The organism is Streptosporangium sp. NPDC002524 (assembly GCF_040295985.1).
Lineage (GTDB): Bacteria > Actinomycetota > Actinomycetes > Streptosporangiales > Streptosporangiaceae > Streptosporangium.
Genome location: NZ_JBEOWK010000029.1, coordinates 43,508 through 69,881 on the forward strand (window position 1 = coordinate 43,508; position 26,374 = coordinate 69,881).

Below are 26,374 nucleotides of genomic sequence, written 5' to 3' on the forward strand. Positions count from 1 at the left end.
GAGGCGCCTGTCGCGGGCCGTGAGGGGATACGGTCGAGGGGTAGGGAACTCTGCCGTCCACTCATTCGTCTTTCAGGACGAAGGAGGCTTTCTGCCGTGACCATCACAAAAGCCGCGCCAGGTCGTTTCGGTGCCACGATCATGGCATTGTTCGCCGGGCTACTGGCCATGTTCATGATCGCCCCGGCGGCCCACGCCGCGGCGCCAGACCCCAGTGCGATTGTCTCGGAGTTGAAGGACGGGGACCACTTCTACGTCGATCCCGCGGCGAACGTGCCCGCCGACGCCGCCGACGCCATGCGCGGCGCGGCCGAACAGACTTCCTCCGTCTACGTGGCGCTGCTGCCCGGAGGTTCGATCAGCAGCCAGTCCCAGGCGAGGACCCTGCTGACCTCGATCCTCAAGGGCGTCGGCTCCAAGTCCACCGTCCTGGTGATGAACGGCGACGTGCCGTTCGGCGTCAGCAACATCAGGGGCGTCGACGTCGACGAGCTGCTCGGGCGGGCCAAGACCGCCACCAGCCCGACCGACAACGTGATCAACTTCGTCAAGCTGGCCGACGACGCGGCCGTCAGCGGCGGTGCCTCGTCCGGTTCCTCCAGTTCCTCCAGCGGTTCCAGCGGAGGCATCCTGGTCGGCATCCTGGTGCTCGCCCTCGCCGGAGGCGCGGGCATCTTCCTCTACTCCCGCAAGAAGAAGAAGCAGCGCCTGGAGCGCGAGGCCGCCGAGCTGGCCGCGGTCAAGCAGACCGTGGACGAGGACGTCACCAAGTTCGGTGAGGAGATCACCGACCTCGACACCGACGTCAAGCTGCTCAACGACGGCGCCGACCACCAGCAGGACTGGCAGCGCGCCCTCGACTCCTACGAGCGGGCCAAGGTGGAGCTCGCGGCGGTCAAGCGCCCCGACGAGTTCCGCGGCGTGACCACCGCGCTGGAGGAGGGCCGCTACGCCCTCGCCTGCGTGAAGGCGCGCGTCAACCACCAGCCGCTGCCCGAGCGGCGCTCCCCGTGCTTCTTCAACCCGCAGCACGGCCCCTCCGCCCGCGACGTGCGCTGGGCCCCGCCCGGTGGCGCGCTGCGCGACGTGCCCGCCTGCGCGGCCGACGCCGAGGCCGTCGAGCGCGGCTTCGAGCCGCAGACGCGCGAGGTCATGGTCAACGGCCAGCGCCGCCCGTACTACGACGCGGGACCGGCCTACCAGCCCTACGCCTACGGCTACTACGGCGGCTTCGGCGACGTCATGACCGGCATGCTCGTCGGCACGATGATGGGCAGCATGATGAGCGGTGGCTTCGGTTACGGCGGCTACGGCGGCGGCGAGAGCTCCGGCGACTTCGGCGGCGGGGGCGACTTCGGCGGCGGAGGCTGGGGTGACTTCAGCGGCGGAGGCGACTTCGGCGGCGGAGACTTCGGCGGAGGCGACTGGTAGCCGTCCACGACCGGTAACCGTCCACGACGGAACGACCGGCAGGACAGGCAAGGCAGGCAAGGCAGGCAGGACAGAACGAGTGTGACGCCGACGGGCGCGCCTCCTCGGGAGGGGGGCGCGCCCGTCGGCGTCACGTGAGAGCCCGTCGGCGTCACGTGAGAGCCCGTCGGCGTCACGTGAGAGCCCGTCGGGAACCCTGCGGGAGAGCCCGGTCAGGTGCTGTCGCGGACGGTGAGCCTCGGCTGGAGCAGGGTGCCGTCGGGGACGGCCCGGCCCTCCAGCTTCTCCATGAGCAGCCGGACCGCCTGGCGGCCCACCTCCTCGGCCGGGATCAGCACCGAGGTGAGCGGCGGGCTGGCGCGTTCCGCGATGTCGTCGGGGCAGATCGCCACCACGGCGATGTCGCCGGGCACCCGCCTGCCGTACTGGCGCAGCGCACCCAGCACGTGGCCGACCGCGGCCTCGTTGTGCACGACCAGCCCGGACAGACCCGGCCTGGCGTCGAGGAGCGCGGCGATCGCGGCGGACACCTGGTCGAAGTTCTCCTCGCACGGCAGGGCCACCCCGGTCAGCCCGGCCTCGGCCACGGTCGCGGCGAAGCCCTCCCTGGTACGGCGGGCGAAGCCGGTGCCCCGCTCGTAGACGACCGAGGGGGCGCCGAGCAGTGCGACCTCCCGGTGCCCGCGCTCGGCCAGGTGCTCCACGCAGAGCGCGCCCGCCCGCGCGAAGTCGAGGTCGACGCAGGTCAGGCCGGACGGGTCGGCGGGGAACCCGATCAGCACGCTGGGCTCGGCGAGCTCCCGCAGCAGCGGCACCCGGCCGTCGTGGAGCTCCACGTCCATCACCACCAGCCCGTCGACCAGCGCGCTCGCCGCCGCCCTGCGGAGCCCGTCGGAGCCCTCGTCGGCGGTGAGCAGCAGCACGTCGTGGTCGTAGCGCCGCGCGGCGGTGACCACCGAGGTGGCGAACTGCATCAGCACCGGGACGTGCACCCCGGCCCGCAGGGGCAGGACCAGCGCGATGACGTTGGCACGCCTGCTGGCCAGGGCCCGCGCCCCGGCGTTGGGGTGGTACCCCAGGACCCGCACGCTGTCGAGCACCCGGCGCCTGGTGTCGGCCGAGATGGCGCGCTTCCCGCTGAGCACGTACGACACCGTGCTCACCGCGACCCCGGCGTGCCGGGCGACCTCGCTGATGGTCACCGCCCGCCCGCTCACCCGGCCTCGCAGAGGCCCGGGGAGGCTCCGAAGCCCAGGGAGGCGGAGGCGCCGAAGCTCAGGGAGGCGACGGTGATCCCCGCGTTCTCGAACACCACATAAAGATCGTGGACTCCCCGCGCCGCCGCAAGCCCGGTGCGCACCTCGGTGAGGTCGTGGCGGCCCGCCCGGGGGACGGGGAGGTCGCCGACGACGGGCCCGTAGAGGGGGTCGTCCAGGCGCAGGGTGATCACCCCGCCCTCCTCCCCGGCGGCGACGGCGGCGCAGGAGGCGGCCCCGTCCCCCAGGTCGACCGAGCGGAACACGATCCAGGCCCCCTCGGCGGTGGACCGCACGGCGTCGCCGGAGACCCTGGCCGCGTCCACGAACGTCACCGAGTCGTACTCGTCGTGGTCCACGGCGGCGATCGGGCCCGCGAGGACGTCGCGCGGCGGGATCCGCTCGCCGTCGACGTGGAAGGGCGCGCACAGCCGGATGTCCCGCGAGGAGCCGCCGACCATGAGCTTGTGGGGCGCGTCCTCGACGACGAACCGGCTCCTGGTGACGTCCCAGAAGGCGAGCTCCGCGACGTCGAGGCTCCAGTCGACCCGGGTGCTCTCGCCGGGGGCGAGGCGCACCTTGACGAAGCCGCGCAGGCGGCGCAGCGCCTGCTTGACCCGGGAGCTCCGCTGGCGGGTGTAGATCTGGACGACCTCCACCCCCTCCCGGGAGCCGGTGTTGGTGACGGTGACCGAGGCGGTGACCGTGCCGCCCCCGCCGCCCCCGCCGCCCCCGCCGCCCTCACCGCCGTCGCCGCCCTCGCCGCTCTCACCACCCCCGCCGCCCCGGCCGTCCTCGCCGTCCTCCACCGAGACGGCCAGGTCGGCGTACTCGAAGGTGGTGTAGCCGAGGCCGTGGCCGAAGGGGTAGAGCGGGGTCCCCCGGAAGTACTGGTAGGTCGCGTCCGAGGCGATGATGTCGTAGTCGAACAGGTCGGGCAGCTCGCAGGCCGAGCGGTACCAGGTCTGGGTGAGCCTCCCCTCGGGGTCGGCGTCGCCGAACAGCACCTCGGCCAGCGCGTGCCCGTACTCCTGGCCCCCGTGCGAGGACCACAGCACCGCGGGCGGGTCGTCGCCGTCCCAGGTCACCGGGTAGCCGCTGCTGATCACCATCACGGTTCTCGGGTTGGCCTCGCGCACCGCCCCGACGACGGCCTGCTGCGCGGCTGGCAGCGCGAGGTCGAGGCGGTCCTCGGTCTCCCTGCCGTTGACCAGCGGGTGGTCGCCGACGACCACCACGGCCACGTCCGCGGTCGCGGCGAGCGCGGCGGCGGCCTCGGCGCCGCTCACCACCCGCTCCACGGTGAGCCAGGCGGCGGCGTCGGCGTCGTCGGCCAGCCGGAAGACCTCGCCGTCCAGGGCGAGGTAGCGGCCGGTGGAGATGTGCCGGAGCGCGAGCGCGCCCCGGGGACGGTCCTCGGTACGGAAGGTCTGGCGCACCTCCCAGCCGTTGGGACCCGGCTGGTCGTTGACCAGGACCCCGTCGTCGTCGACGGACAGGTGACGCCCGGTCGCCACGGCCCGCAGGGCGTAGCAGCCGCCGCCCCAGTCGAACAGGTCGAACAGGCCGGGCTCGTCGCCGACCCCGAGCGGCCCCCCGTCGGGGTCGGCGACGACGTGACGGCCCTCCGTTCCCTCCGGGAGTCCCTCGACCGTGAGGGTGATCCGGTCCACGGCCTCGCAGAAGACGGTCTCGCACCGCTCGGCGAGCCCGGCGCGGGCGGTGACGGCGTACGGGAGGGTCCCGGAGTACCAGTCCTCCATGAGCGTGTCGCCGAGCTGGCCGATGACCGCGATCCTGCGCACCGAGGCGTCCAGCGGCAGGACGCCGTCGTTGCGCAGCAGCACGATCGAGCGCCGGGCGGCCTCACGGGCCAAGCTCTGGTGCTCCGGGCAGTTGACGACCGCCTCGGTGATGTCGTCGTACGGGGTGGCGGGGTCGAACTCGCCCAGCCGGAAGCGGACGGACAGCGTGTGCCGTACGGCGGCGTCGACGTCCGCCTCGGTGAGCAGGCCGCGCTCCAGCGCGGCGCGGAGGTGGCCGAGGGTGGCCTCGGGCCGGTCGTCGTCCTGGGTGAAGCTGTCGAGCCCGGCTTTGATCGCGTGGGCGTACGCCTCGGGGAGGTCGTCGTGGTAGCCCTGCAGGCCGGTGAGGTTGGCGGGCGCGTACGCGTCGCTGACCACGAGGAGGTCGCCGGGCGCCCAGGCCCGCAGCACCTCGCCGATGAGCGGGCTGAGGTGGGCCGGGCGGCCGTTGACCAGGTTGTACGAGGGCATCACCGCGACCGCGGCGCCGCTCTCCAGGGCGGGCCGGTAGGCCGGGAGCTCGTACTCGCGCAGCACCCGGGGCGGCAGGTCGCTGGAGGTGACGCAGCGGTCGGTCTCGTTGTTGTAGCCGAGGAAGTGCTTGAGGGTGGGCGCGGTCTTCAGCACCGTGGGATCGCTCCCACGAAGCCCGGAGGCGTACGCCGTCGCCATGACGCCGGTCAGCCACGGGTCCTCGGAGTAGCCCTCCTCGTTGCGGCCCCAGCGGGGGTCGCGCAGCGGGTTGACGACCGGGGCCCAGACGTTGAGCCCCGCTCCCGACGGGTCCTTGTGGTGGAAGGCGAGGACCTCGTCGCTCGTGGCCTCGCCGACCCGCCGGACCAGGTCGGGGTCCCAGGTGCTGGCCAGCCCGACCGCCTGCGGGAACACCGTCGCCGGGCCGAGCCAGGCGAGTCCGTGCAACGCCTCGGTGCCGGTACGGAACGGGCCGAGCCCGAGGCGCTCCACCGGCCGCTGGTACTGGTGCAGCAGCCCGATCTTCTCCTCCAGGGTGAGCCGGTCCCGCAGGTCCGCGACGCGCCGGGCGAGGGGGAGTTCCGGGTCACGGAACGGTTCGTTCATCGGGGACCATCCCTTTGAGAGCCCTTTGAGGACGTCGAAGCGCTTCGATTCCGACATGGTTCCAACGCGGTTCCACGCGGCTCCCCGTGGTTCCGGGTTCCCGTGGTTCCGGCACCGGCTCCGACCTGGAAGGACGCCTCAGTCGAAGCGCTTCGACAGTCGGTCCGGGAAAACTCCGTCGCCACCCGCGCGCCCCGGTTGTCCGTTACGCGCGTGTTTCGAACGGAGCTTCCATGAAGGGTGCACTCCCGGATGGCCAAGGTCAAGAGGTGTCCGGCGAACGGCCGCGATCCCCCCGGGCCCGGAGCGGAAGATCCCAGCGAGCGACCCGGATGCCCCGGGATCGGGACGGGAGATCCGCCGGGAGCGTCGTGAATCTAGCTGAAAACAACGTGAATCCAGGGCGATGACCACGACGTCCGAGATGTCAGGCAGATGTCCGGCGGGAGGCGGGTCACGAGACTCGCGGCGGGCATCCAAGCGCGGATCACGAGACCCGGGGCAGGCGTCCTGAGTCCACGGAGTCGAGCACGCGGGCGGCGCCCCCCAGCGCGGCCGCGCCGTATCCGAGTGTGGAGGCCACGACCTGGCAGCCCCCGGCCTCCGGGGCGATCGTGCGCCCCCGGGTCTCGGTCTCCACCGAGGGCAGCAGCCACGGCGCGAGCGGCACGTAGTAGCCGCCCAGGATGACCACCTCGGGGTTGAGCAGGTTCGTCATCAGGGCCACGCCCTTGCCGAGGTTGTGGCCCACGGAGCTCAGCAGGGCGAGCGTGCGCGCGTCGCCCGCGCGGGCCAGCCGTACCACCTCGTCGAGCTCGACCTCGACCTCGGCGGGCGAGATCGCGGCGTGTTCCAGCACGGCGCCGATCCCGGCGACGGCCTCCAGGCAGCCCAGGCGCCCGCAGCGGCACTCGGCGCCGAAGGGGTCGAGCTGGATGTGGCCGATCTCGCCGCCGTACCCCTGGCCGCCTCGGCGCAGCCGCCCGTCGAGGATGACCCCGGCCCCGACGCCGATCTCGCCGGTGAGGTAGACGAGGTTGGCCGTCCCGGCGTACGGGCCGAAGCGGTGCTCGGCCAGGGCGGCCAGGTTGGCGTCGTTGTCGACCTGGACGGGGAAGCCCGGGTCGCGCAGGGCCTTGGTGAGGTCGCCGCAGAGGTCGGCGTCGCGCCAGCCGAGGTTGGGCGCGATGCGCACGGTGCCGTCGGTGCCGACGAGCCCCGGCACGCCCACGGTCAGCCCCAGGACCTGGCGCTCCTCCTTGGCCATCCGGGTCACGACGCGCCGGACGATCCCCGCGACGGTGGCCATGGCCTGGCCCGCCGTGCCGGCCGCGCCGGGGAAGGACCTGCGCCAGGACAGCAGCCTCTCCCCCGACAGGTCCACCGCGACCGCGGTGATGTAGTCGACGTTCACCTCGATGCCGATCGCGGCGTACGGCGACCCGTCGAGCACGAGCATCGTGGCGGGGCGGCCGACGCGGTTCTCCGTCAGGCCGGTCTCCCTGACCAGGCGGCGGTCGATCAGATCGGCGACCAGGCTCGACACGGTCGCCTTGTTGAGACCGGTCGACGCCGCGATGTCGGCCCGCGAGCACGGCGCGTGCTCGCGCACGAACCTCAGCACGACGGCGAGGTTGGTGGCCCGCACGTCGGCGAAGTCGGCCGGCCGCGGGTCAGTCGTAGATGTGATCAAGGTGAGTCCCGCTCCCGCTCGGCCAGGCTGGCCCCATCATGCCCCATCGTTCACCAATCCGTGACCGCTCCCCGGCTCCCCGCGATCGGCGATCCCTTGTGGCGGCGGCCACCCTCGACTAATTTGTTTGGTCGAAAGACTAACTAATTCTACCCCGGAGCCGTTCCCCACGACACCCCGGACCCGTCTCGAGACAACGAAGGGAGCGCCCCGTGAAGGATCTTCCCCCGGGCGCGATGACCAGCCGCCGTGGATTCCTCGGGCTGGTGGGACTGAGCGCCGCGACGGTCGCGGGCGGCGGCCTGCTGGGCGCGTGTTCCGCGCCGACCGGTCCCCGGCCCGGCGCCGGGGGCGCCACGGCCGCCGCGGCGGACAAGCTGACGTCCCTCACCCCCACCTACACCGCCTTCCCCGGTATCAAGCCCGATATTCCCGGCACGATCTCCACCCTGCCGGGGGTCCCCGACGTCAGCGGCGGCTTCACCTCCTACCCGGCCACCCCCACCGCCGCGCTCACCCAGAAGGCGGGCAAAGGCGGTACCTACAAGGCCATGACCCCGCTGTGGGGCCCGCCGCCGCCCGGCCTGGCGGACAACTCCTACTTCCAGGCCGTCAACGCCGACATCGGCGCGACCGTGGAGTTCCAGATCACCGACGGCAACGTCTACGGCGACAAGGCCATCGCCAGGCTCGCCGCCGGGGACGTCCCGGAGATCATGGTCATCCCGAGCTGGGAGATCGACAAGATGGCGGACTTCAACACCGCCGTCGACAAGGCCTTCGAGGACCTCACCCCGTACCTGCAGGGCGACAAGGTCAAGCCCTACCCGCTGCTGGCCGCGCTGCCGACGGCCGCGTGGCAGTGGTCGGTATGGAACGACAAGCTCATGGCGGTGCCGTTCCCGACCGAGCCGTACCCCTTCGCACTGCTCTACCGCAAGGACCTGTTCGAGAAGAACGGCTGGAACGCCGCCCCCAAGACCGCCGACGAGCTGTTCGAGCTGGGAAAGGAGATCACCGACGCCAAGGCCAAGCGCTGGGCGTTCGGCAGCATCCACGAGATGATGTGGCCGACCTTCCGCATCCCGCAGGACTGGCGGTACGAGGGCGGCAAGCTCGTCCACAAGTACGAGACCCCCGAGTTCGAGCTGATGCTGGAGTTCATGCGGAAGGTCTTCGCGGAGGGGCTGGTCCACCCGAGCGTCGCCGGGAGCAAGGGCGCCAACGAGAAGGAGCTGATCGGGGCCGGGCAGATCCTGATCTACCGCGACGGGCTGGGCGGCTGGAAGGAGCTCCTGCAGCAGCACCGCGGCAAGAATCCCGCCTTCAGCCTGGGCGCCTTCCCGGTCTTCGCCCACGACGGCGGCACGCCGCTGATGTACCACGGCAACGCGGCGGGCATCTTCACCTTCGTCAAGAAGGGCCTGCCGAAGGAGAGGGTGGAGGAGATCCTCTCCATCCTCAACTGGTGCGCGGCGCCGTACGGGACCAAGGAGTACGAGCTCGCCAACTACGGCGTGGAGGGCGAGCACTTCACCCGGGACGAGAACAACGTCCCGCAGGCGAACGACCTCGGCCGCAAGGAGGTCGCCTACACCTACGGCTTCCTGGGCGGGCGCCCGCTGTACGTGGACTGGCCCTGGCCCGACGCGGTGAAGGCCAACGTCGAGTGGCAGAACGCGAGCTTCCCGTACCTGGAGAAGGGCCCGTTCGACGGGATCAGGATCCAGCGGCCGTCGAGGTACTCCGGGCTGCAGGTTCCCACCGAGGACAAGTTCACCGACATCATGCGCGGCCGGCGGCCGGTGAGCGACGCCAGGCAGATCGCCACGGAGTGGCGGCGGGACGGCGGCGACGAGGCCCGCGACTTCTACCTGAAGGTCCTGCGGGACAACGGCCGTGCTTAGGACGTCGTCGGGCGGGCGAGGAAAAACCGGGCCGGCGGGTGACCTGACCTCACCCGCCGGCGCCGGCACCTCCAAGGATGTCCGTAAAAGGGGTCCGAGGACAAGCCGGGCGCGCCCTCAACCCTTCGGAGCGCGTCTGAAACGTGACTGGCAGCTGCTGCTCATGGCCCTTCCCGCGGTCGGGCTGCTCGTCCTGTTCCACTACGTCCCGCTGCTCGGCAACGTGATCGCGTTCCAGGACTACTCGCCGTACGTGGGCATCGGGGACAGCCCGTGGGTGGGGTTCGCCAACTTCCACTGGCTGGTGTTCGACGCGAGCTTCTGGGACGCGACGCTCAACACCCTGACGATCACCGCGTTCCAGCTGGTCTTCTACTTCCCCGTACCGATCATGCTGGCCGTGCTGCTGGACAGCGTGGTGCGGCCCCGGCTGCGCCTGTTCGTCCAGGGCGTCGTCTACATGCCGCACTTCTTCTCGTGGGTGCTGGTGGTCACGCTGTTCCAGCAGATGTTCGGGGGCGCGGGCCTGCTCTCGCAGGTGCTGCGGGACCACGGGTACGACGGCATCGACATCATGACAAATCCGGATACGTTCATCGCGCTGGTGACGGCGGAGACCGTCTGGAAGGACGCCGGCTGGGGAACGATCATCTTCCTGGCCGCGCTGGCGGCCATCAACCAGAACCTCTACGAGGCCGCCGCCGTCGACGGCGCGAGCCGCTGGCGGCGGCTGTGGCACATCACCCTGCCGGGCCTGCGCCCGGTCATCGTGCTGCTGCTGATCCTGCGCCTCGGCGACGCGCTGAACGTCGGCTTCGAGCAGTTCTTCCTGCAGCGCGACGCGGTCGGCAGGGACGCCGCCGAGGTGCTGGACACGTTCGTGTACTGGCGCACGCTGCTGACCGGCGAGTGGAGCTACGGCGCGGCGGCCGGCCTGGTGAAGGGCCTGGTGGGGCTGGTGCTGATCCTGGTGGCCAACAGGGTCGCCCATCGATTCGGCGAGCAGGGGATCTACAAACGATCATGACGACTCTTCCCCCCTGGGCCGAGCGGCCCAGCCGTGCCGGCGGGCTCCTCAAGGGGCTCGTCCTCACGCTCATCGTCGCGTGCGTGCTCTTCCCCATCTACATGGTCGTGCTGACCAGCCTGTCCACCCAGGAGGCGGTGACGGAGGCCGGCGGCCTGGTCACCGTGCCGGGCGGGCTGTCCCTCGCCGCGTACGAGGAGCTGTTCTCCGGCGGCGTGGTGACCCGGTCGGTCGGGGTCAGCCTCGGCGTGACCGTCGTCGGCACGGCGATCAGCCTCACCGTCACCGTGCTGGCCGCCTACGGGCTGTCGCGGCCGGGGTCGCTGCTGCACCGGCCGATGCTCTTCCTGATCCTGCTGACGTTCCTGTTCGGCCCGGGGATGATCCCGAACTACCTGCTGGTCAGCTCGCTGGGGCTGATCGACACGTACTGGTCGCTCATCCTGCCCGGCGCGGTCACCGCGTTCAACCTCGTGGTGATGCGGGCGTTCTTCATGAACATCCCCCAGGAGGTGAGCGACAGCGCCCGCATCGACGGCGCGAGCGAGTTCCGTATCCTGCGCACCATCGTGCTGCCCATGTCGAAGGGCGTCACGGCCGTCATCGGCATGTTCTACGCGGTCGGCTACTGGAACTCGTTCTTCAACGCCGTCCTCTACCTGAACGACAACGCCAAGTGGCCGCTGCAGGTGGTGCTGCGGCAGTACGTGCTCCAGGGCCAGTCGCTGATCGCCGGCCAGACCGGCGTCGGCACCGTCGCCGGCCAGACCCCGCCGCCGAGCCTCGCCATCCAGATGGCCATCATCGTCGTCGCGCTGCTCCCGGTGCTGTTCGTCTACCCGTTCGTCCAGCGGCACTTCACCAAGGGGGTGATCATCGGCGCCGTCAAGGGGTGAGCCGTCCCGTCAAGGGCTTGGCGACGCCGTCAGGGGCTGGGCGGCCCCGGCCGCCCGGAGGGCGGGTTCTCCCGCCGAAGGGCACGCTCCCTGGCGAGCTCCTCCTGCAGGTCGCGGACCTGTTGCTGCAGGGTGAAGATCCGGCGTACGGCGGCGAGGCTCATGCCCTCGCCCACGAGACGGATGGCGTCCTGGAGGTCGCCGATCTCGTGGCGGGTGTAGCGGCGCTGGCCACCGGTGGAGCGGGCCGGGCTGACCACGTCGTGCTCGTCGAGCCTGCGCAGGAACGCCTGCTCGACGTCGAGCATGTCGGCGACCTGGCCGACGGAGTACAGCGGGGCGTGCTCGTCGTCGAAGGGCAACCGGGCCATCACCGCTCCTTTCCCGTGTGGGGGTTCGCTGGATTCTTACGGGAGGTCCGAGACGGTGACGGGGGCGGTGACGGGGGCGGGAAACGCGCGGGGGTGGGCGCCGGAACCCGGCACCCACCCCGAGGAGGTCCTTCGGTCGGACCCCGGACCTCACGCCTTGATCGACCTCTGGTCGGACGCGTTCTCGGCCATCTGGATCGCGACCTTGCGGGGCTTGGCCCGCTCGATGACCGGGATGCGCACCGCCAGGACGCCGTTGGAGTAGGCGGCGTCGATCTTCTCGCTGTCGAGGTGCTCGGACAGGTAGACGCGGCGGGTGAAGGTGCCCATCGGACGCTCCCGGACGAACAGGCGGTCGTCCTCCCCGTACTCCTCCTCGCGACCGGCGCTCACCGAGAGCACCCCGCGGTCGACGGTCACCTCGATGGTGTCGGGGTCGATGCCCGGGAGGTCGAACTTCAGGAGGACGTCGTCCTTGCGCCGGACACCGTCCAGCGGCATGGCGCGGCCCGCGGCCTCACCGGACCCCAGGGCCTGACGCGCGAGCCGGTCGAACTGGCGGTCGAACTCCTGGATGAACGGGTCGATCGACGTCAGCAGCATCGGTAACCACCTCCGTGTGAACTGGCAGGTATCCTCAAGCCTGCCTTCTCGAAAACCTCTTAGTTCAGTTATAGGTTAGCGGTATGCCGGTTCGCAAGTACCCTCACGAAAATTCTTGGAGCGGCGTCAGGCTCCCCTGGTCAGGGCGCCGAACTCGGCGTCGGTCAGCTCGACGGCCGCGGCGGCGACGTTGTCCTCCAGGTGGGCGACCGACGAGGTGCCGGGAATGGGCAGCATCACCGGCGAACGACGCAGCAGCCACGCCAGCGCGAGCTGCGACGGGGTGGCGCCGTGTTCCTTGGCCGCCGCGGCGAGCGGGCCGCCCTCGGCCGCGAGCGCGCCGGTCGCGAGCGGGAACCACGGGATGAAGGCGATACCGTTGGCCTCGGAGTACTCCAGCAGCGGCTCGGCGTCGCGGTGCGCGAGGTTGAAGAGGTTCTGCACCGAGACGATCGTCGCCGACTTCCCCGCCTCCTCGACGTCCTCGACGCTGACCTCGCTGAGACCGATGTGCCGGATCTTGCCCTCCCGCTGCATCAGCGCGAGCTCACCGACCTGGTCGGCGACGGGGACCTCGGGGTCGATGCGGTGCAGCTGCAGCAGGTCGATCCGCTCGACGCCGAGGTGGCGCAGACTCAGCTCGACCTGCTGGCGCAGGTACTCGGGGCGGCCCACCGGCGTCCAGAGCCCGGGGCCCTGCCGGGTGAACCCCGCCTTGGTCGCGATGACCACGTCGTCGGCGTAGGGGCGCAGCGCCTTCTTGATGAGCAGCTCCGCGACGAACGGGCCGTAGGAGTCGGCGGTGTCGATGAAGTTCACCCCGAGCTCGACGGCCCTGCGCAGGACGCGGACCGCCTCCTCCGGGTCGCGCGGGTCTCCCCACACGCCCTCGCCGGTGAGCTGCATCGTCCCGTAACCCAGGCGGTTGACGGTGAGGTCTCCCCCGATGGTGAACCGGCCCGACGCTTCGGCGGGACGAGTCGTGGTCGTCATGGTGTCCTCCCGGGACTAGGCCTGATGTTCATGGTTCGCAACAGCATGGCGATGAGGCCGATTCCCCCTCTTGAACCCCGTACTCGTGAATCTTGTGGCACACACCCGCAAAACACCCCAGACAGGGCGGGCCAGGTGACATCACCCGACGCCACCCGACGCCGCGCGCGAGGATCGGACTTCCTCACGGCACGAGGTGAGACCCGCGAACCGGACGGGCCGGGAACGCGTCCGGGCGACAAGCGCGAGGACCTCGCCGTCGCGACACCGGCCCGTTGTCCGTGACACCGGCCCGCCGTCGTGACGCCGGTCCACCGTCGTGACATCGGCCCATTGCCGTGACGCCGGTCCGTTGTCGGGGTGTGACGCGATGTCGCCGTGGCGTGCCGCGTTTTTGTCGGTGGGCTGTCGTAGCGTCGGTGCCCACGGCCGTGGCGGACATGTCGTGGACGGATCGGCTCCGAGCCCGGTCGGACGATCAGAAACGTGGCCGCGCTGTCGAGCCGGCTCGGCACCGGCCCGGAAAGGAACGCCGATGAGTGGTGTACGAGTGCTGGTTGGCACGCGCAAGGGCGCGTTCATCCTGACCTCCGACGAAAAGCGTGAGCGATGGGACGTCAGCGGCCCCCATTTCGGGGGCTGGGAGATCTACCACCTCACCGGTTCCCCCGCCGACCCGTCCCGGCTCTACATGTCGCAGTCCGGCGGCTGGTTCGGGCAGGTGATCCAGCGCTCCGACGACGGCGGCGCGACGTGGGAGGCGGTCGGTAACCGGTTCCAGTACGACGGCGTCCCCGGCACCCACCAGTGGTACGACGGCACCCCGCACCCGTGGGAGTTCAACCGGGTCTGGCACCTGGAGCCGTCGCTCACCGATCCCGACACGGTGTACGCCGGGGTCGAGGACGCCGCCCTGTTCCGCTCGGTCGACGGCGGGCACAGCTGGCAGGAGCTGGCCGGGTTGCGCGAGCACCGCTCCGGGCCCTCCTGGCAGCCGGGCGCCGGCGGGATGTGCCTGCACACGATCGTCGCCGACCCGCGCGATCCCGCCCGCGTCACCGTGGCGATCTCGGCGGCGGGCGTGTTCAGGACCGACGACTCCGGCAAGAGCTGGCAGCCGGCGAACCGCGGCCTGCGCTCCGAGGGCATCCCCGACCAGGACGCCGAGGTCGGCCACTGCGTCCACCACATCGCCGCGCACCCGTCGCGCCCGGACGTGCTCTTCATGCAGAAGCACTGGGACGTCATGCGCAGCGACGACGCCGGCGACTCGTGGTACGAGATCAGCGGCGACCTGCCCAGCGACTTCGGGTTCCCGATCGCCGTGCACGCGCACGAGCCGGACACCGTCTACGTCGTGCCCATCAAGAGCGACTCCGAGCACTACCCGCCGGAGGGAAAGCTGCGGGTGTACCGCAGCCGGACGGGCGGAAACGAGTGGGAGCCGCTCACCAAGGGGTTGCCGCAGAGCCACTGCTACGTCAACGTGCTGCGCGACGCGATGGCCGTCGACACGCTGGACTCGTGCGGCGTCTACTTCGGCACCACCGGCGGGCAGGTGTATGCCTCGTCCGACTCCGGCGACAGCTGGGCGCCCATCGTCCGGGACCTTCCGGCCGTGCTGTCCGTCGAAGTGCAGACGCTGCCATGATCCGCGTGGTGCTTCCCGCACATCTGCGCAACCTCGCGAGCACCGAAGGCGAGGTGGAGCTCCAGATCCAGGGCGAGGCCACGCAGCGCTCGGTCCTCGACGCGCTTGAGGCCCGCTACCCGATGTTGCGCGGGACGATCCGCGACCACGACACGCAGCGGCGCCGCCCGTTCGTGCGGTTCTTCGCCTGCGAGCGGGACCTGTCCCACGAGCCACCGGACACCCCGCTGCCCGAGCCGGTCGCGACGGGAGCCGAGCCGTTCATGGTGGTGGGGGCGATGGCGGGCGGTTAGCCCCGGACGCCTCCGTCCACGGTCCGCCCGACGCCCGCAGCCACGGGGTGAGCGCCACGTCGGTCGCCCGGTGGACGGCCGCTCGCACCTCGGCCGGGTCCCCGATCTGGTCGGGGTCGTCGAGCAGCACCTGCAGCGCGCTCGTGACCGCGCCGACGAACGCCCCGGTGAGCGCCGCCGCGCTCACCCTGTCGAGCCGCTCGGGGAACGCCGAGGCCAGATGCCCGGCGATTTCTCGCTGCGCGTCGAACTGGAGCTGAAGCGCCCGCCCGCGTACCACCGGCACGGTCCGTATCAACCTCAGCCGTAGCGCGGCGAGCCGGCTCGTCAGGTCGTCGCCGTCGTCGCCGACCTTGCGCAGCGCGCGCAGCAGCACCTCGGCCGGGCCGTCGTCCGGGCCGCGTGACGCGATGGCCTCGATCGCCGCCCTGACCCGCGCGTCGCCCTCCGGGAACAGCAGCTCCTCCTTGCTGGCGAAGTAGCTGAAGAACGTGCGTGTGCCGATGTCGGCCGCGGCGGCGATGTCGGCGATGGTCGTCTCGTCGTAGCCGTCGCGCTCGAACAGTTCCGCCGCGGCGTCGACGAGGGCCTGGCGGACGCGGGCCCGCTTGCGATCGCGAAGAGACACGCGCCCCAGCGTACGGCACCCGACGCGGACAAGCACCCGACGCAAGTACGCAACCGATGCGGATGAGCAACCGATGCGTATAAGCAATCGATGTTAGTCAGCACTCATTGCAGAACTGCACTGAGTGCGGTTATGGTGTGGGCATGTCCTCTCGCAGCGTGCTGATCTCCGGCGGCGGCATCGCCGGCCCCACCCTGGCCTACTGGCTGGCCCGCCACGGGTTCCGGCCCACCGTCGTGGAGCGGGCGCAGGGCCTGCGCTCCAGCGGCAACCCCGTCGACGTGCGCGGACCCGCCCTGCCGGTGGCCGAGGAGATGGGCATCATGCCCCGCCTGCGCGACGTCGCCACCCGGGCGACCGCGATGAGCATCGTCGACGCCTCCGGACGGCAGGTCGCCCGGGTGGCCCTGCCCGCCACCCGCAGCGCCGCCGGCAACCGGGAGGTCGAGCTCCCGCGCGGCGACCTGGCCGCCGTCCTCCACGAGTCCGCCCGCGACGACGCCGAGTTCCTGTTCGACGACACGATCGTCACCCTGCGGCAGGACGAGCACGGCGTCGACGTCACCTTCGACCGCGCCGAACCGCGCCGCTTCGACCTGGTCATCGGTGCCGACGGGCTCCACTCCGCGGTACGGCGGCTGGCGTTCGGCCCGGAGTCCGGCTTCGTACGGCACATGGGCCTCTACGTCGCGACCCTGCCCCTCGGCGGCCCGGCCGGCAACCCGCACGACGTGCTCACGTACAACGTCCCGGGCAGGCTCGTCTCCATCCATCCGTCACGGGGTCACGCGCTGGCCGCCTTCATCTTCCACGGCCCGGCGATCAGCGGCCTCGACCACCGCGACACCGAGCGGCACCGGCGGATCGTCACCGACGCCTACGCGGGCGTCGGCTGGCGGGTGCCGGAGCTGCTCGACCGGCTCCGGAAGACCGAGGATCTCTACTTCGACTCGGTCAGTCACGTGCGGCTGCCCACCTGGGCGCGGGGCCGCGTCGCGCTGCTCGGCGACGCGGCGTCGTGCGTGTCGCTGTTCGGCGACGGCTCCAGCCTCGCCATCGCCGGTGCCCACACCCTCGCCAAGGCGCTCGCCGCGCGACCGGCCGACCACGCGGAGGCGTTCCGCCACTACGAGACCGAGCACCGCGCCCTGGTCGATCCGAAGCAGCGCGGCATCGGCCGGGCCACGGCATTGCTCGTCCCCAAAACGCGGCTCGGAATCACCGCCCGCGACCTCGCCGCTCGCGTCTGGTCCAGCCGACGGTGACCCCCTGAAAAGCCTCTTCGCGCATTGATCACTACGGAACAAGGCGTGACCCACCCGTATGGTTCTCGCATGACCCAGAGCCTCAGGCTGGCGCCCATCACCTCCGCCAACATCGAGGCGGCCGTCTCCGTGGAGGTCCGCCCCGGCCAGGAGCGCTTCGTCTCGCCGGTGGTGAAGTCGCTGGCCGAGGCCTACGTCCACCCGGAGGTGGCCTGGCCGCGTCTCATCCTCGACGGCGACCGTCCCGTGGGCTTCCTCATGGCCTTCCTCGACATCGACTGGAACGGCGAGGGGGCCGACTTCCGGTCCGGCCTGTGGCGCCTCAACGTGTCAGCCGACGCGCAAGGACGTGGTGTCGGCCGCTTCGCCGTCGAATCGGTGGCCGCCGAGATCAGGCGTCGCGGCGGCACCCGGCTGTACGTCACGTGGGAGCCGGGAGAGGGCGGCCCCGAGGACTTCTACCTCAAGCTCGGGTTCCGGCTCACCGGCGAGAAAAGTGGGGGCGAGACGGTCGGGGTGCTGGATCTGACGCGGGCGTGATCGCGAACCGTCGTGAGGGGCCGTCGCGGTGGACGCGCCCTCGAAGGTCGAAAGCGAGCGTCCCGGACAGGGGCTCGCCCTGATCGTGGCCGCCCGGGAGCCGTGACGTGTACGGCCGGAGCCTGACCGTGTACGGCCGGGAGCCTGACCGTGTACGGCCGGGAGCCGTGACCGTTTACGGCCGGGTCACCCTGGGCGACGCGGCCACCCGGCGAGCCAACGGCCGGTGAGCCGGGCGGCATCGATCAGCCCTAGACGGTGGTGATGACGATCGGGACGCCCGAGCCCACCAGTTCGACGCCCGTGATCCGCGCGGTCCCCGAGACGGTCACCCGCAGGCCCTCCCCCTCGGGGACCGCGATGATCGTGGTGTCCCCGTCGAGGTCGGAGACGGTGGTACGGATCTCACGATTTTCCTCGGAGCCGGAGCCGGAGCCTGAGCCGGAGTCGGAACCCGGACCGGAGCCCGGACCGGAGCCCGGACCGGTGTACGGACCGGTGTACGGACCCGCTTCCGGGCCGGAACCGCCGCCGACGCCGTACGCGACCAGGATGATCTCCCCGAACGGCCCGTCCCCGACGGTCCCGCCCGGGTCGGCGAGCACCGGGACGATCGCGCCGCGCCGGGCGAAGAGCGGGACGCGGTCCAGCGGCGTGGCGGCCGTGACGTACCGGCCGCCGGGCAGGATCTCGCCCGTCCAGTGGTCCACCCACTCCCCCTCCGGCAGGTAGACCCTCCTGACCTGCTCCGGCGAGGTCATCGGCGCCACCAGCAGGTCGCGGCCGAGGAGGTACTGCAGGTCGGCCTGCCAGGCCACCGGGTCGTCCGGGTGGTCCACGCACAGCGCCCGCATCATCGGCGCCCCGGTCCTGGCCGCCTCGACGGCCGCCGTGTAGATGTACGGCATGAGCCGGTAGCGCAGCCGTAGCGCCTCGACCGCCGCCGCCTCGACCTCGGGGAACTCCCACGGCTCCCGGCTGGTGGTGCCGTGCAGGCGCAGCAGCGGGGAGAGCGCGCCGAACTGGGTCCACCTGACGTACAGGTCGTCGCTGGGCCGTCCGGTGAACCCGCCCGCGTCGTGGCTCCAGAACGGGACGCCGGACAGCCCGTGCGCCAGCCCGCCGCGCAGCGTGCTGCCCATCGCGGCGTAGCTGGTGTAGGTGTCGCCGCTCCACTGCGCCGAGTGCCGCTGCCCGCCGAGGAACGACGAGCGCGCCCAGACCATGCCGTGCCCGGCTACCTCCCCGGTCACCTCGGAGACGGCGTCGTTGAACAGCAGCGTGTAGACGTTGTGCAGGTCGGTGCCCGACATGCCGTTGGCCGCGACCGCGTCGTGCGGCACACCCTCGGCGAAGTCGGTCTTGAAGACCTGGACGCCCTGTTCGAGCAGCGGGCGGAGCAGCCCCTTGAACCACTCCACGGCGGCGGGGTTGGTGAAGTCGACGATGCCGCAGGCCGGGTAGGAGCCGTGCCAGCAGTCGGCCACGTAGACCTCGCCATCAGCCTTTTTCAGGAAATATCCGCTTTCGGCGGCGGGTGAGAAGGCCGGGCTGAGGTGGGAGATGTACGGGTTCATCCACAGGCAGACTTTGAAGCCCATCGCGTCCAGCTCGGCCAGCATCCCGGCGGGATCCGGAAAGCCCTCCGCGTCCCAGCGCATGTCCGACCAGTGCCCGTCCGTCTGCCAGTACGTGTCCAGGTGGAGCACGTCGCACGGGATCCCGCGCTCGCGGATCCGCCGCGCCCTCGCCATCACCCGCTCCTGGGTGTCGACGAAGAACCCCGAGGAGATCCAGGTGCCGAACGCCCACTTCGGCGGGAGCAGCGGGCGGCAGGTCAGCAGGTCGTACCGGCCGAGCACCTCCGCCGGGGTGGGCCCGGCGATCACGTAGTAGTCGATCAGGTCGTCCGGGACCACGATCTGCACGCAGCTGTGCGTCGACTGGCACACGTCGAACTCCACCGGCGTCCCGCTGTCCACCAGCACGCCGTAACCCCTGCTGGACAGGTAGAACGGGATGTTCTTGTACGCCCGCTGCGACTCGGCGCCGAAGGCGTCGAAGTTCCACATCACCGGCCGCTGGCCACGCTTGTCGAGGCGGGTGAACGACTCGCCGAACCCGGCGAACGCCTCGTCGGCGGGGGCCGCGAAGCTCTCGTGGTAACCGGCCACCGCGCCGTCCACGCTGGAGCGGCCGAACGGCAGCGTGCGCAACCGGCCGCTGATGTCGGTGTGCCCCCGGTCCTGCTCCAGCAGCGGCGCCCCGCTCGCGTCGGTGAACCTCAGGTGCCAGGGCGCCAAGGTGATCTCCGCGCGGAGCGAGCCCGCGTCGAGCAGGATCGTCCCGTCGCGGCTCTCCACCCGCGCCCCGGCGAACGTGCCCGGCGTGACCATGGAGATGGCGGCGGCCGACCTGGTCCGCGCGTCCGCGTCCTCCCCGAGCCTGACCCGGATCACGCCCTCGCCCGCCACCCCCACCTGGACCACGAGCGTCTCCTCGGCCGAGGTCACCGCCTTGAGGATCACCCCGGCCGCGTCGGAGGCCACCGGCTCCGCCGAGATCAGCGCCGACAGGCCCTCCTCGCCGTGCGAACGGACGGGCAGCTCCGGCGGGTCGGCGACGAAGTACTCGTGCGCGACCAACGGGGGGCGATAGGGCATGGAGACTCCAGCGCTCAGGCTTCCGTTTGCTGAATTAGTTTTACGTCCAAACCAACAAACGTCAATGCCCCGACCTGCCGCGACCCACCCGCGCCCCTCCCCCGGCATCGTCCCCTTGAACGGACCGGCGACCCGTGATAATTAGTTTAGCCTCCATCCAAATAGAGGAGTGGCCGTGGACTGGCCTGGGCGGTTCGGCGGGCTGTGCCACGGCGGGGACTACAACCCCGAGCAGTGGCCGGAGGAGGTCTGGAAGGAGGACGTCGCGCTGATGCGGCGGGCCGGGGTGAACCTGGTCAGCGTCGGGGTGTTCTCCTGGGCCCGGCTGGAGCCCTCACCCGGCGTCCACGACTTCGGGTGGCTCGACCGCGTCCTCGACCTGCTGCACGACGGCGGGATCGGGGTCAACCTCGCCACCCCGACCGCATCCCCGCCCCCCTGGTTCGGCCTGGCCCACCCCGACGCCCTCACCGTCACCGCCGACGGCACCCGGCTCACCCACGGCAGCCGCGACACCTACTGCGTGCACGCCCCCGCCTACCGGGCCGCCTCCGTCCGCATCGCCGGAACCCTCGCCGAGCGCTACCGCGACCACCCCGCGCTCGCCATGTGGCACGTCCACAACGAGTACGGCACCGCCTGCCACTGCGAGCACGCCGCCTCTGCCTTCAGGACCTGGCTGCGCGCGCGGCACGGCACCCTGGACGCGCTGAACGACGCCTGGACCACCTCGTTCTGGAGCCAGCGCTACTCCGCGTGGGAGCAGGTCACCCCGCCCCGCGCCACCCAGTACCTACCCAACCCCTCCCAGGTCCTCGACTTCCGCCGGTTCGTCTCCGACGCGATGCTCGGCCACTTCCGCGAGCAGAAGGCCGTGCTGCGCGAGCTCACCCCGGCCGTCCCGGTCACCACGAACTTCGTCCTCGGCGACTGGGTGCCGGTAAACCACCGCCACTGGGCGGCCGAGGTCGACCTCGTCGCGATCGACCACTACCCGTCGTCCGACCCGCCCGCGGAAACCGCCTTCGCCGCCGACCTGGCCCGAGGCTGGGCCTCACCCCCGGCACATTCCGCAACCACCGACCCGGCACACAGCCCAACCGTGGACCCGACACACGTCCCAGGCTCGACCCCTGAGCACAGCCCAACCATCAGCCCGAGCCTGGCCCCGGAGCACGCCCCCAAACCCTGGCTGCTGATGGAGCAGGCGGTCGTCACCTACACCGGCCCCCGGATGCTCGCCAAACGCCCCGGTGAGATCACCAGGCTGAGCCTGTCGCACATCGCGCGGGGCTCTCAGGGAGCCATGTTCTTCCAGTGGCGCGCCTCCCGGGGCGGCGCCGAACTCTGGTACGGCGGCATGGTCCCGCACGCCGGACCCGACTCCCGGATCTTCCGCGAGATCTGCGACCTGGGCGCGCTCCTGCCCTCCCTGACGGACGCCTGCGCGGCCCCCGTAGAGGCCGGGGCCGCGATCCTCTGGGACGCCGAGGTGGGCTGGGCGCTCCAGTCCCCCGGCCTGCCCTCCACCGAGCTGAACTACGCCGAGACCGTACGCCAGGCCCACCGGGTCCTGTACAGGCACGGCGTCACCGCCGACCTCGTCCACCCCTCGTCCGACCTTTCGGCGTACCCGCTCGTGCTCGTCCCCGCCCTCTATCTCATCTCGGACGCCGACGCCGACAACCTGCGCCGCTACGTCTCGGGCGGCGGCACCCTCGTGGTCTCCTACCTCAGCGGCGTCGCCGACGAACACGCCCGCGTCCGCCTCGGCGGTTACCCCGGCGCCCTCCGCGACCTCCTCGGCATCAGAGTCGAGGAGTTCCACCCCCTCCCTCCCGACTTCACCCTCACCCTGTCCACCCCGGACAACCAACTGGGTACCGGAACGTTCTGGAGCGAGCACCTCCACCTCGAAGGCGCCGAGGCCCTCGCCGTCTACACCGGCCCGCACGCCTCCGGCACCCCCCTCGCCGGGCAACCCGCCGTCACCCGCCACTCATACGGCTCCGGCACCGCCCTCTACGTTTCCACCCGCCTGTCCGACACCGCGTACGCCCACCTGCTGGGCCTGCGACCAACCCCCGTGGAACTCGTACGACGCGGCGAGTGGCTCTTCGCCATCAACCATGGCGACGAGGCGCAGGAGGCGGCGGGCCTGCACCTGCCTCCGGGCGGTTTCTCCGTACGACCGCGTTAGGCGTGTTCTCCCTCCGGAAACGGGGCCATCGCCGCGTCCGGTCCCGCGGGCCTCGCCCACCGAGTGTCAGCGCGGGGCGATGTGCCGTCAGCCCTCCGCAGGCCGCAGGAACGCCAGCACCGCGTCCGTGAACTCCCGTGGCCGGACGTCGTGCACCAGATGTCCTGCCTCGACGGTGACCACGCGGGCGTCGGGGATGCGCCGCGCCATCTCCGCGATCCGGTCCTGCGGCACGTGGCTCAGCGACCCGCCCGCCACGATGAGGGTCGGCGAGGTGATCTCGCCGAGCCGGTCCAGCCACACCGGGTCGGGGTCGTCGATCTGCTTCCTGACGGCGAGCACCATCTCCCAGTCGAAGGACAGCGGGCCGTCCGGCCTGACCGGTACGGTCCGCTCCCGGGGAAGCGGCGCCGAGACGTCCTCCAGGACCAGCCGGTCCACCCGCTCCGGGTGTCCCTCGGCGAGCAGGTACGCCACGAACCCGCCCAGCGAGTGCCCGACCAGGGTCACCCGGTCCAGCCCCAGGGCGTCCAGGAAGCCGAGCACGTCGTCACGCATGAGTTCCAGGGAGTACTCACCGGGCCAGGCGCTTTCCCCGTGTCCGCGCAGATCCGGCACGTAGACCCGCCAGTGGCGCTCGAAGGCGCCCAGCACGCCGTCCCAGTCGGCCGCGTCCTTGCCCAGCGCGTGCAGCAGGACGAGCGGCGAGGCGTCGGCGGCCCCGGACACCCGGTACGCCAGCTCGATCCCGCCCACGTCGACCCTGCGATGATCAGCCATGTCCCAACGATACCGACGGGGCTCCCACCGCCGGTGACGCGGTTCGGTACGCGGTGTCGACGGCCGCCCGCTCGTGAGCGGCGTCCCCCACCCCGCGCCGTCGCGACTCTGGTGCCGGTCCAGGACGGCGCCGGGAACGACCTCGGCGTCGCGGCGCCGGTTCGGAACGGGTGACTTGTCGCGCGTACCGGGGATTCCCACGTCATTGAGGGGCTATGAGGAGCAACAGGCCACGTGCACCTATCACGCCCGGTCTCGCCTCGTTGACCGCGATAACTATGCGCCCCGGCTCGCGTGATCGAAATCCATAAGACTTGCGGTCATGAGAATGTGGATCGAGCTGGTGGCGGTCGTCGTGGAGGATTACGACCGGGCCATCGAGTTCTTCACCGAGGCACTGGGTTTCGAGCTGGCCGAGGACTCGCCGTCGCTGACGAACGACGGCCGCCCGAAGCGGTGGGTCGTCGTCCGGCCGCCTGGAGGTGAGACCGGCGTCCTCCTCGCCCGCGCGGACGGCGAGCGGCAGGCCGCCGTCGCCGGGGAGCAGTTCGCCGGGCGGGTGGGCCTCTTCCTGCGGGTGGACGACTTCGACGCCGCGTACGCGCGGATGGTCGCGGCCGGCGTCGAGTTCGTGACCGAGCCGCGCACCGAGCCGTACGGGCGGATCGCCGTCTTCCTGGACATCTCCGGCAACCGGTGGGACCTGCTCGGCCCGGCCTGAACGCGACCGGCGACCGTCGCGCGGTGCAGGCGGATCCCGGCGGAAAGCGGGTCCCGGTAGAAGGTCTGCTCGCGAGTGCCTGACGAAAGAGCGCATAACGGAAAAGGTGCAAGCGAGTATCTAGCGTGATGCAATGGTCCGCTGACACGATCGGGGCTGCTTTGAAGGAGGCTCCCGTGCGTCGTTCCATCCCCCTGGCTCTCATCGTCGCGATCTTCGCGCTGTCGGGGACAGTGATCTCTCCCGCCCAGGCCGCGGCCGGGCCGTGCAAGCCCGGTCAGGGCGTCAACCTGCGCGGCAAGGACTTCACCCGGGGTGCCCAGCTCCCCGCCACCCTGCGCTGCGCCGACCTGACCAAGGCCAAGCTGGACGGCGTGGAGCTGCTCCAGAAGGACCTCACCGGAGCGATCCTGCGCGGCGCCTCGCTCAAGCAGGCCAACCTCACCCAGGCCACACTGAAGTACGCCGACCTGCGCGGTGCTAATTTCACCGAGGCCGACCTGGGACAGATGCACGCCGACCACGCCGACATGCGGGAAGCGATCCTGACCGACGCCGAGGCGGGGCAGGCGGAGTTCCCGCACGCGAACCTGACCGGGGCGACCCTGACCAGGGCCGAGCTGACCCAGGTCGACTTCACCAACGCCAAGCTGATCGACGCCGACCTGGAGGAGAGCACCCCCGGCCAGCTCAAGGCGCGCAAGGCCGACTTCACCCGGGCCAAGCTCCGCGAGGCCAAGATGAGCCAGGCGAACCTGCGCAACGCGACGTTCAAGGACGCCGACGTGAGCGAAGCCGAGTTCACCCAGGCCGAGCTGGACGGCGCCGACTTCACCGGCGCGCTGGTCGAGGGGGCGTCCTTCATCCAGGCCGACGACGTCGACCTCACCGGCTCCAAGGGCAAGCCCACGGGCATCACCGTCGCGGTGCCGACCTCGCTGCCCGACCTCGACATCTTCGGAGCCAAGGAGACGGACGCCCCGGAGGACGAGACCACCCCGAGGAGCGGTCCGTCCGTGGGACTGGTCATGGTGGTGCTCAGCGCCGTAGGCCTGGCGCTGACCGTGGTGGCCTGGGGCGTCAGCGCCCAGCGGCGGACCCGGCGCAACGCCCGGTTCGTCCTGATGCGACGCGGTGCCGAGGAGGACATCACCCGGCTGGGCGAGGGGATCGACCAGCTCGACTACGAGTTCCAGGTGAGCGGGCGCGGCGGCATGACCGCCGACCGCGACTGGCGCCTCGCGCTCGACGCCTACGAGGCGGCCAAGCAGGCCCTGCTGGTCGCCCGCCGCCCGGAGGAGCTGCACTTCGTGGCCCGCGCCGTCCAGGACGGCGGAGCCGCCCTGAACCGCCTCCGCTCCCGCGTGCACTGACAGGGCCGCTGAGAGGCCCACCGGCAAGTTCACGGGGAGGGCCTCCGGCAGGAACCAGGGGTCAGCGGCCGTTCCCCGAGGCGCGGAGGTAGCGGGCGCGCATGCTCTCGCTGGCGACGGGACCGGCGGCGAAGACGAACTCCTCGCTGGAGTCGAGGCGGCGGCCGGTGGCGGCGTCGACGACGGCGGGCTCGACCTCCTCGCCGGTGGCGGCGTCGACGAGGATCATGGCGCGCTGCGACGGGTCGAGCCGGGAGTTGCCCCAGGCGGCGAGGGCGACGATCACCGGGCGCAGGGACCGGCCCAGCTCGGTCAGGACGTACTCGTGGCGGGTGGGGTTGCTCTGGTAGGCACGGCGCTCCATCAGCCCGTCTGCGACGAGGGTCTTGAGGCGGCTGGTCAGCATGCTGGAGGAGATACCCAGGTTCTCCTGGAACTCGTCGAAGCGGGTGTAGCCGTCGAAGGCGTCGTGCAGGATCAGCAGCGTCCACCACTCCCCAACGTGCGCCACCGTCGTCGACAGCGGGCATTCACGATCTTCCAGTCTGATCCGGCTCGCCACCGTGACCCCTCCCCTGCCAGTTACTGCTAAAGTCGAAGTGACTCACTCCTATTTTAGCAGTAACTCGGGGTGCGGGCCTCGCCATGCCCGTACCCGGGACGGAGCACACCGTGGAGACCTTCATGAGCGACTCGCTCGGCGGCCACCGATCTCTGACCTCGCTCGCCGGTCCGGCCGCCTGACCCCACCCACCGACCCCTGACCCCGCTCACCGGTCCGGACGTCTGATCCCAGCCACCGACGTGGCCGTCCGGCCCGACCGGTCTCACTCACCAACACGGAAGGAAGCGTCCTCATGTCCGACGTACCCACCATCCCGAGCGCCGTCCGCCGCTACTTCGAGCTGGCCGCCCTGCCCGACCAGGACCCCTACTTCGCGCTGTTCGCGGACGACGCGACCGTGGAGGACGAGGGCGCCGAGCACCACGGCATCGCCGCGATCCGCGCCTGGCGCTCCGGCGTGCCCGACGTCACCTACACCGTCACCGGCGCCGACCTGACCGACGACGGCGCCACCCTGGCCACCGCGGACATCTCCGGCGACTTCCCCGGCAGCCCGGTGACCCTGCGGTTCCGTTTCGAGTACGGCGACGACGGGCGCGTCCGCGTCCTGCGCATCCGTCCCTGACCCCGGCA

At 71.2% G+C, this 26,374-nt stretch carries 22 protein-coding genes; 12 read left to right on the top strand and 10 right to left on the bottom strand.

Annotated features, from left to right (window positions below; translation table 11 throughout):
- Positions 1–96 precede the first annotated feature (96 nt).
- Complete coding sequence (locus tag ABT053_RS36090) at positions 97–1,431, top strand: hypothetical protein (protein ID WP_350975405.1); 1,335 nt, start codon at positions 97–99, stop codon at positions 1,429–1,431.
- 212 nt (positions 1,432–1,643) lie between these two features.
- Here the strand turns inward: ABT053_RS36090 and ABT053_RS36095 are convergent, their stop codons facing one another.
- From ABT053_RS36095 to ABT053_RS36105, 3 genes are all read right to left on the bottom strand, one after another.
- Positions 1,644–2,633 carry a LacI family DNA-binding transcriptional regulator gene (locus ABT053_RS36095; protein ID WP_350975406.1) on the bottom strand — a complete coding sequence of 330 codons (990 nt, stop codon included), beginning with the start codon at positions 2,631–2,633 and terminating at the stop codon, positions 1,644–1,646.
- 11 nt (positions 2,634–2,644) lie between these two features.
- Complete coding sequence (locus ABT053_RS36100) at positions 2,645–5,572, bottom strand: glycoside hydrolase family 3 C-terminal domain-containing protein (RefSeq protein ID WP_350975408.1); 2,928 nt, start codon at positions 5,570–5,572, stop codon at positions 2,645–2,647.
- A 487-nt stretch (positions 5,573–6,059) separates the two neighbouring features.
- Positions 6,060–7,265: an ROK family protein gene (locus ABT053_RS36105; protein WP_350975409.1), complete on the bottom strand. Its 1,206-nt coding sequence runs from the start codon at positions 7,263–7,265 to the stop codon at positions 6,060–6,062.
- A gap of 212 nt (positions 7,266–7,477) precedes the next feature.
- On the opposite strand from ABT053_RS36105, the gene ABT053_RS36110 reads away from it, so the two are divergent.
- From ABT053_RS36110 to ABT053_RS36120, 3 genes are read left to right on the top strand one after another with little or no spacing between them, the layout of a single operon-like run.
- Positions 7,478–9,172 (top strand): extracellular solute-binding protein, encoded by a 1,695-nt coding sequence (locus ABT053_RS36110; RefSeq protein ID WP_350975411.1) that lies wholly within the window; start codon positions 7,478–7,480, stop codon positions 9,170–9,172.
- 43 nt (positions 9,173–9,215) lie between these two features.
- Positions 9,216–10,199: an ABC transporter permease gene (locus ABT053_RS36115; RefSeq protein ID WP_350975515.1), complete on the top strand. Its 984-nt coding sequence runs from the start codon at positions 9,216–9,218 to the stop codon at positions 10,197–10,199.
- The gene (locus ABT053_RS36120; RefSeq protein WP_350975412.1) at positions 10,196–11,095 is read left to right on the top strand and encodes a carbohydrate ABC transporter permease; all 900 of its coding nucleotides are present in this window, start codon (positions 10,196–10,198) and stop codon (positions 11,093–11,095) included. Before ABT053_RS36115 ends, ABT053_RS36120 begins: the two co-directional genes overlap by 4 nt.
- 29 nt (positions 11,096–11,124) lie before the next feature.
- Here ABT053_RS36120 and ABT053_RS36125 read toward each other — a convergent pair whose 3' ends face one another.
- From ABT053_RS36125 to ABT053_RS36135, 3 genes are all read right to left on the bottom strand, one after another.
- Positions 11,125–11,466 (bottom strand): MerR family transcriptional regulator, encoded by a 342-nt coding sequence (locus ABT053_RS36125; RefSeq protein WP_350975413.1) that lies wholly within the window; start codon positions 11,464–11,466, stop codon positions 11,125–11,127.
- Positions 11,467–11,616: 150 nt separating this feature from the next.
- On the bottom strand, positions 11,617–12,069 hold the full coding sequence (locus ABT053_RS36130) for an Hsp20/alpha crystallin family protein (RefSeq protein WP_350975415.1): 453 nt from the start codon (positions 12,067–12,069) through the stop codon (positions 11,617–11,619).
- A gap of 126 nt (positions 12,070–12,195) precedes the next feature.
- The gene (locus ABT053_RS36135) at positions 12,196–13,062 is read right to left on the bottom strand and encodes an aldo/keto reductase (protein WP_350975416.1); all 867 of its coding nucleotides are present in this window, start codon (positions 13,060–13,062) and stop codon (positions 12,196–12,198) included.
- Positions 13,063–13,597: 535 nt separating this feature from the next.
- Between ABT053_RS36135 and ABT053_RS36140 the strand changes: the two genes are divergently transcribed.
- Positions 13,598–14,713, top strand: coding sequence for a WD40/YVTN/BNR-like repeat-containing protein (locus ABT053_RS36140; RefSeq protein ID WP_350975418.1), 1,116 nt, complete (start codon positions 13,598–13,600; stop codon positions 14,711–14,713).
- Between the two features lie 8 nt (positions 14,714–14,721).
- Positions 14,722–15,006 carry a MoaD/ThiS family protein gene (locus ABT053_RS36145; protein ID WP_350975419.1) on the top strand — a complete coding sequence of 95 codons (285 nt, stop codon included), beginning with the start codon at positions 14,722–14,724 and terminating at the stop codon, positions 15,004–15,006.
- Here ABT053_RS36145 and ABT053_RS36150 read toward each other — a convergent pair.
- Complete coding sequence (locus tag ABT053_RS36150) at positions 14,975–15,634, bottom strand: TetR/AcrR family transcriptional regulator (protein ID WP_350975420.1); 660 nt, start codon at positions 15,632–15,634, stop codon at positions 14,975–14,977. The genes ABT053_RS36145 and ABT053_RS36150 overlap by 32 nt on opposite strands.
- Before the next feature lie 143 nt (positions 15,635–15,777).
- On the opposite strand from ABT053_RS36150, the gene ABT053_RS36155 reads away from it, so the two are divergent.
- Both ABT053_RS36155 and ABT053_RS36160 read left to right on the top strand, forming a co-directional pair.
- Positions 15,778–16,899: an FAD-dependent monooxygenase gene (locus tag ABT053_RS36155; protein WP_350975422.1), complete on the top strand. Its 1,122-nt coding sequence runs from the start codon at positions 15,778–15,780 to the stop codon at positions 16,897–16,899.
- 69 nt (positions 16,900–16,968) lie between these two features.
- Complete coding sequence (locus tag ABT053_RS36160) at positions 16,969–17,439, top strand: GNAT family N-acetyltransferase (RefSeq protein ID WP_350975424.1); 471 nt, start codon at positions 16,969–16,971, stop codon at positions 17,437–17,439.
- 251 nt (positions 17,440–17,690) lie between these two features.
- On the opposite strand, the gene ABT053_RS36165 is transcribed toward ABT053_RS36160, so the two are convergent.
- Positions 17,691–20,102, bottom strand: a complete 2,412-nt coding sequence (locus tag ABT053_RS36165) for a TIM-barrel domain-containing protein (protein ID WP_350975426.1) — start codon at positions 20,100–20,102, stop codon at positions 17,691–17,693.
- Positions 20,103–20,277: 175 nt separating this feature from the next.
- Here ABT053_RS36165 and ABT053_RS36170 point away from each other — a divergent pair, with 175 nt between their 5' ends.
- Positions 20,278–22,302, top strand: a complete 2,025-nt coding sequence (locus tag ABT053_RS36170) for a beta-galactosidase (RefSeq protein WP_350975428.1) — start codon at positions 20,278–20,280, stop codon at positions 22,300–22,302.
- Between the two features lie 87 nt (positions 22,303–22,389).
- Here ABT053_RS36170 and ABT053_RS36175 read toward each other — a convergent pair whose 3' ends face one another.
- Positions 22,390–23,082 (bottom strand): alpha/beta fold hydrolase, encoded by a 693-nt coding sequence (locus ABT053_RS36175; protein ID WP_350975430.1) that lies wholly within the window; start codon positions 23,080–23,082, stop codon positions 22,390–22,392.
- A 322-nt stretch (positions 23,083–23,404) separates the two neighbouring features.
- On the opposite strand from ABT053_RS36175, the gene ABT053_RS36180 reads away from it, so the two are divergent.
- Positions 23,405–23,803 (top strand): VOC family protein, encoded by a 399-nt coding sequence (locus ABT053_RS36180; RefSeq protein WP_350975432.1) that lies wholly within the window; start codon positions 23,405–23,407, stop codon positions 23,801–23,803.
- Positions 23,804–23,979: 176 nt separating this feature from the next.
- Positions 23,980–25,176, top strand: coding sequence for a pentapeptide repeat-containing protein (locus ABT053_RS36185; protein WP_350975434.1), 1,197 nt, complete (start codon positions 23,980–23,982; stop codon positions 25,174–25,176).
- 61 nt (positions 25,177–25,237) lie between these two features.
- Here the strand turns inward: ABT053_RS36185 and ABT053_RS36190 are convergent, their stop codons facing one another.
- On the bottom strand, positions 25,238–25,738 hold the full coding sequence (locus tag ABT053_RS36190) for a winged helix-turn-helix transcriptional regulator (RefSeq protein ID WP_350975436.1): 501 nt from the start codon (positions 25,736–25,738) through the stop codon (positions 25,238–25,240).
- 295 nt (positions 25,739–26,033) lie between these two features.
- On the opposite strand from ABT053_RS36190, the gene ABT053_RS36195 reads away from it, so the two are divergent.
- Positions 26,034–26,366, top strand: a complete 333-nt coding sequence (locus ABT053_RS36195; protein WP_350975438.1) for a nuclear transport factor 2 family protein — start codon at positions 26,034–26,036, stop codon at positions 26,364–26,366.
- The last annotated feature ends 8 nt before the right edge of the window (positions 26,367–26,374 follow it).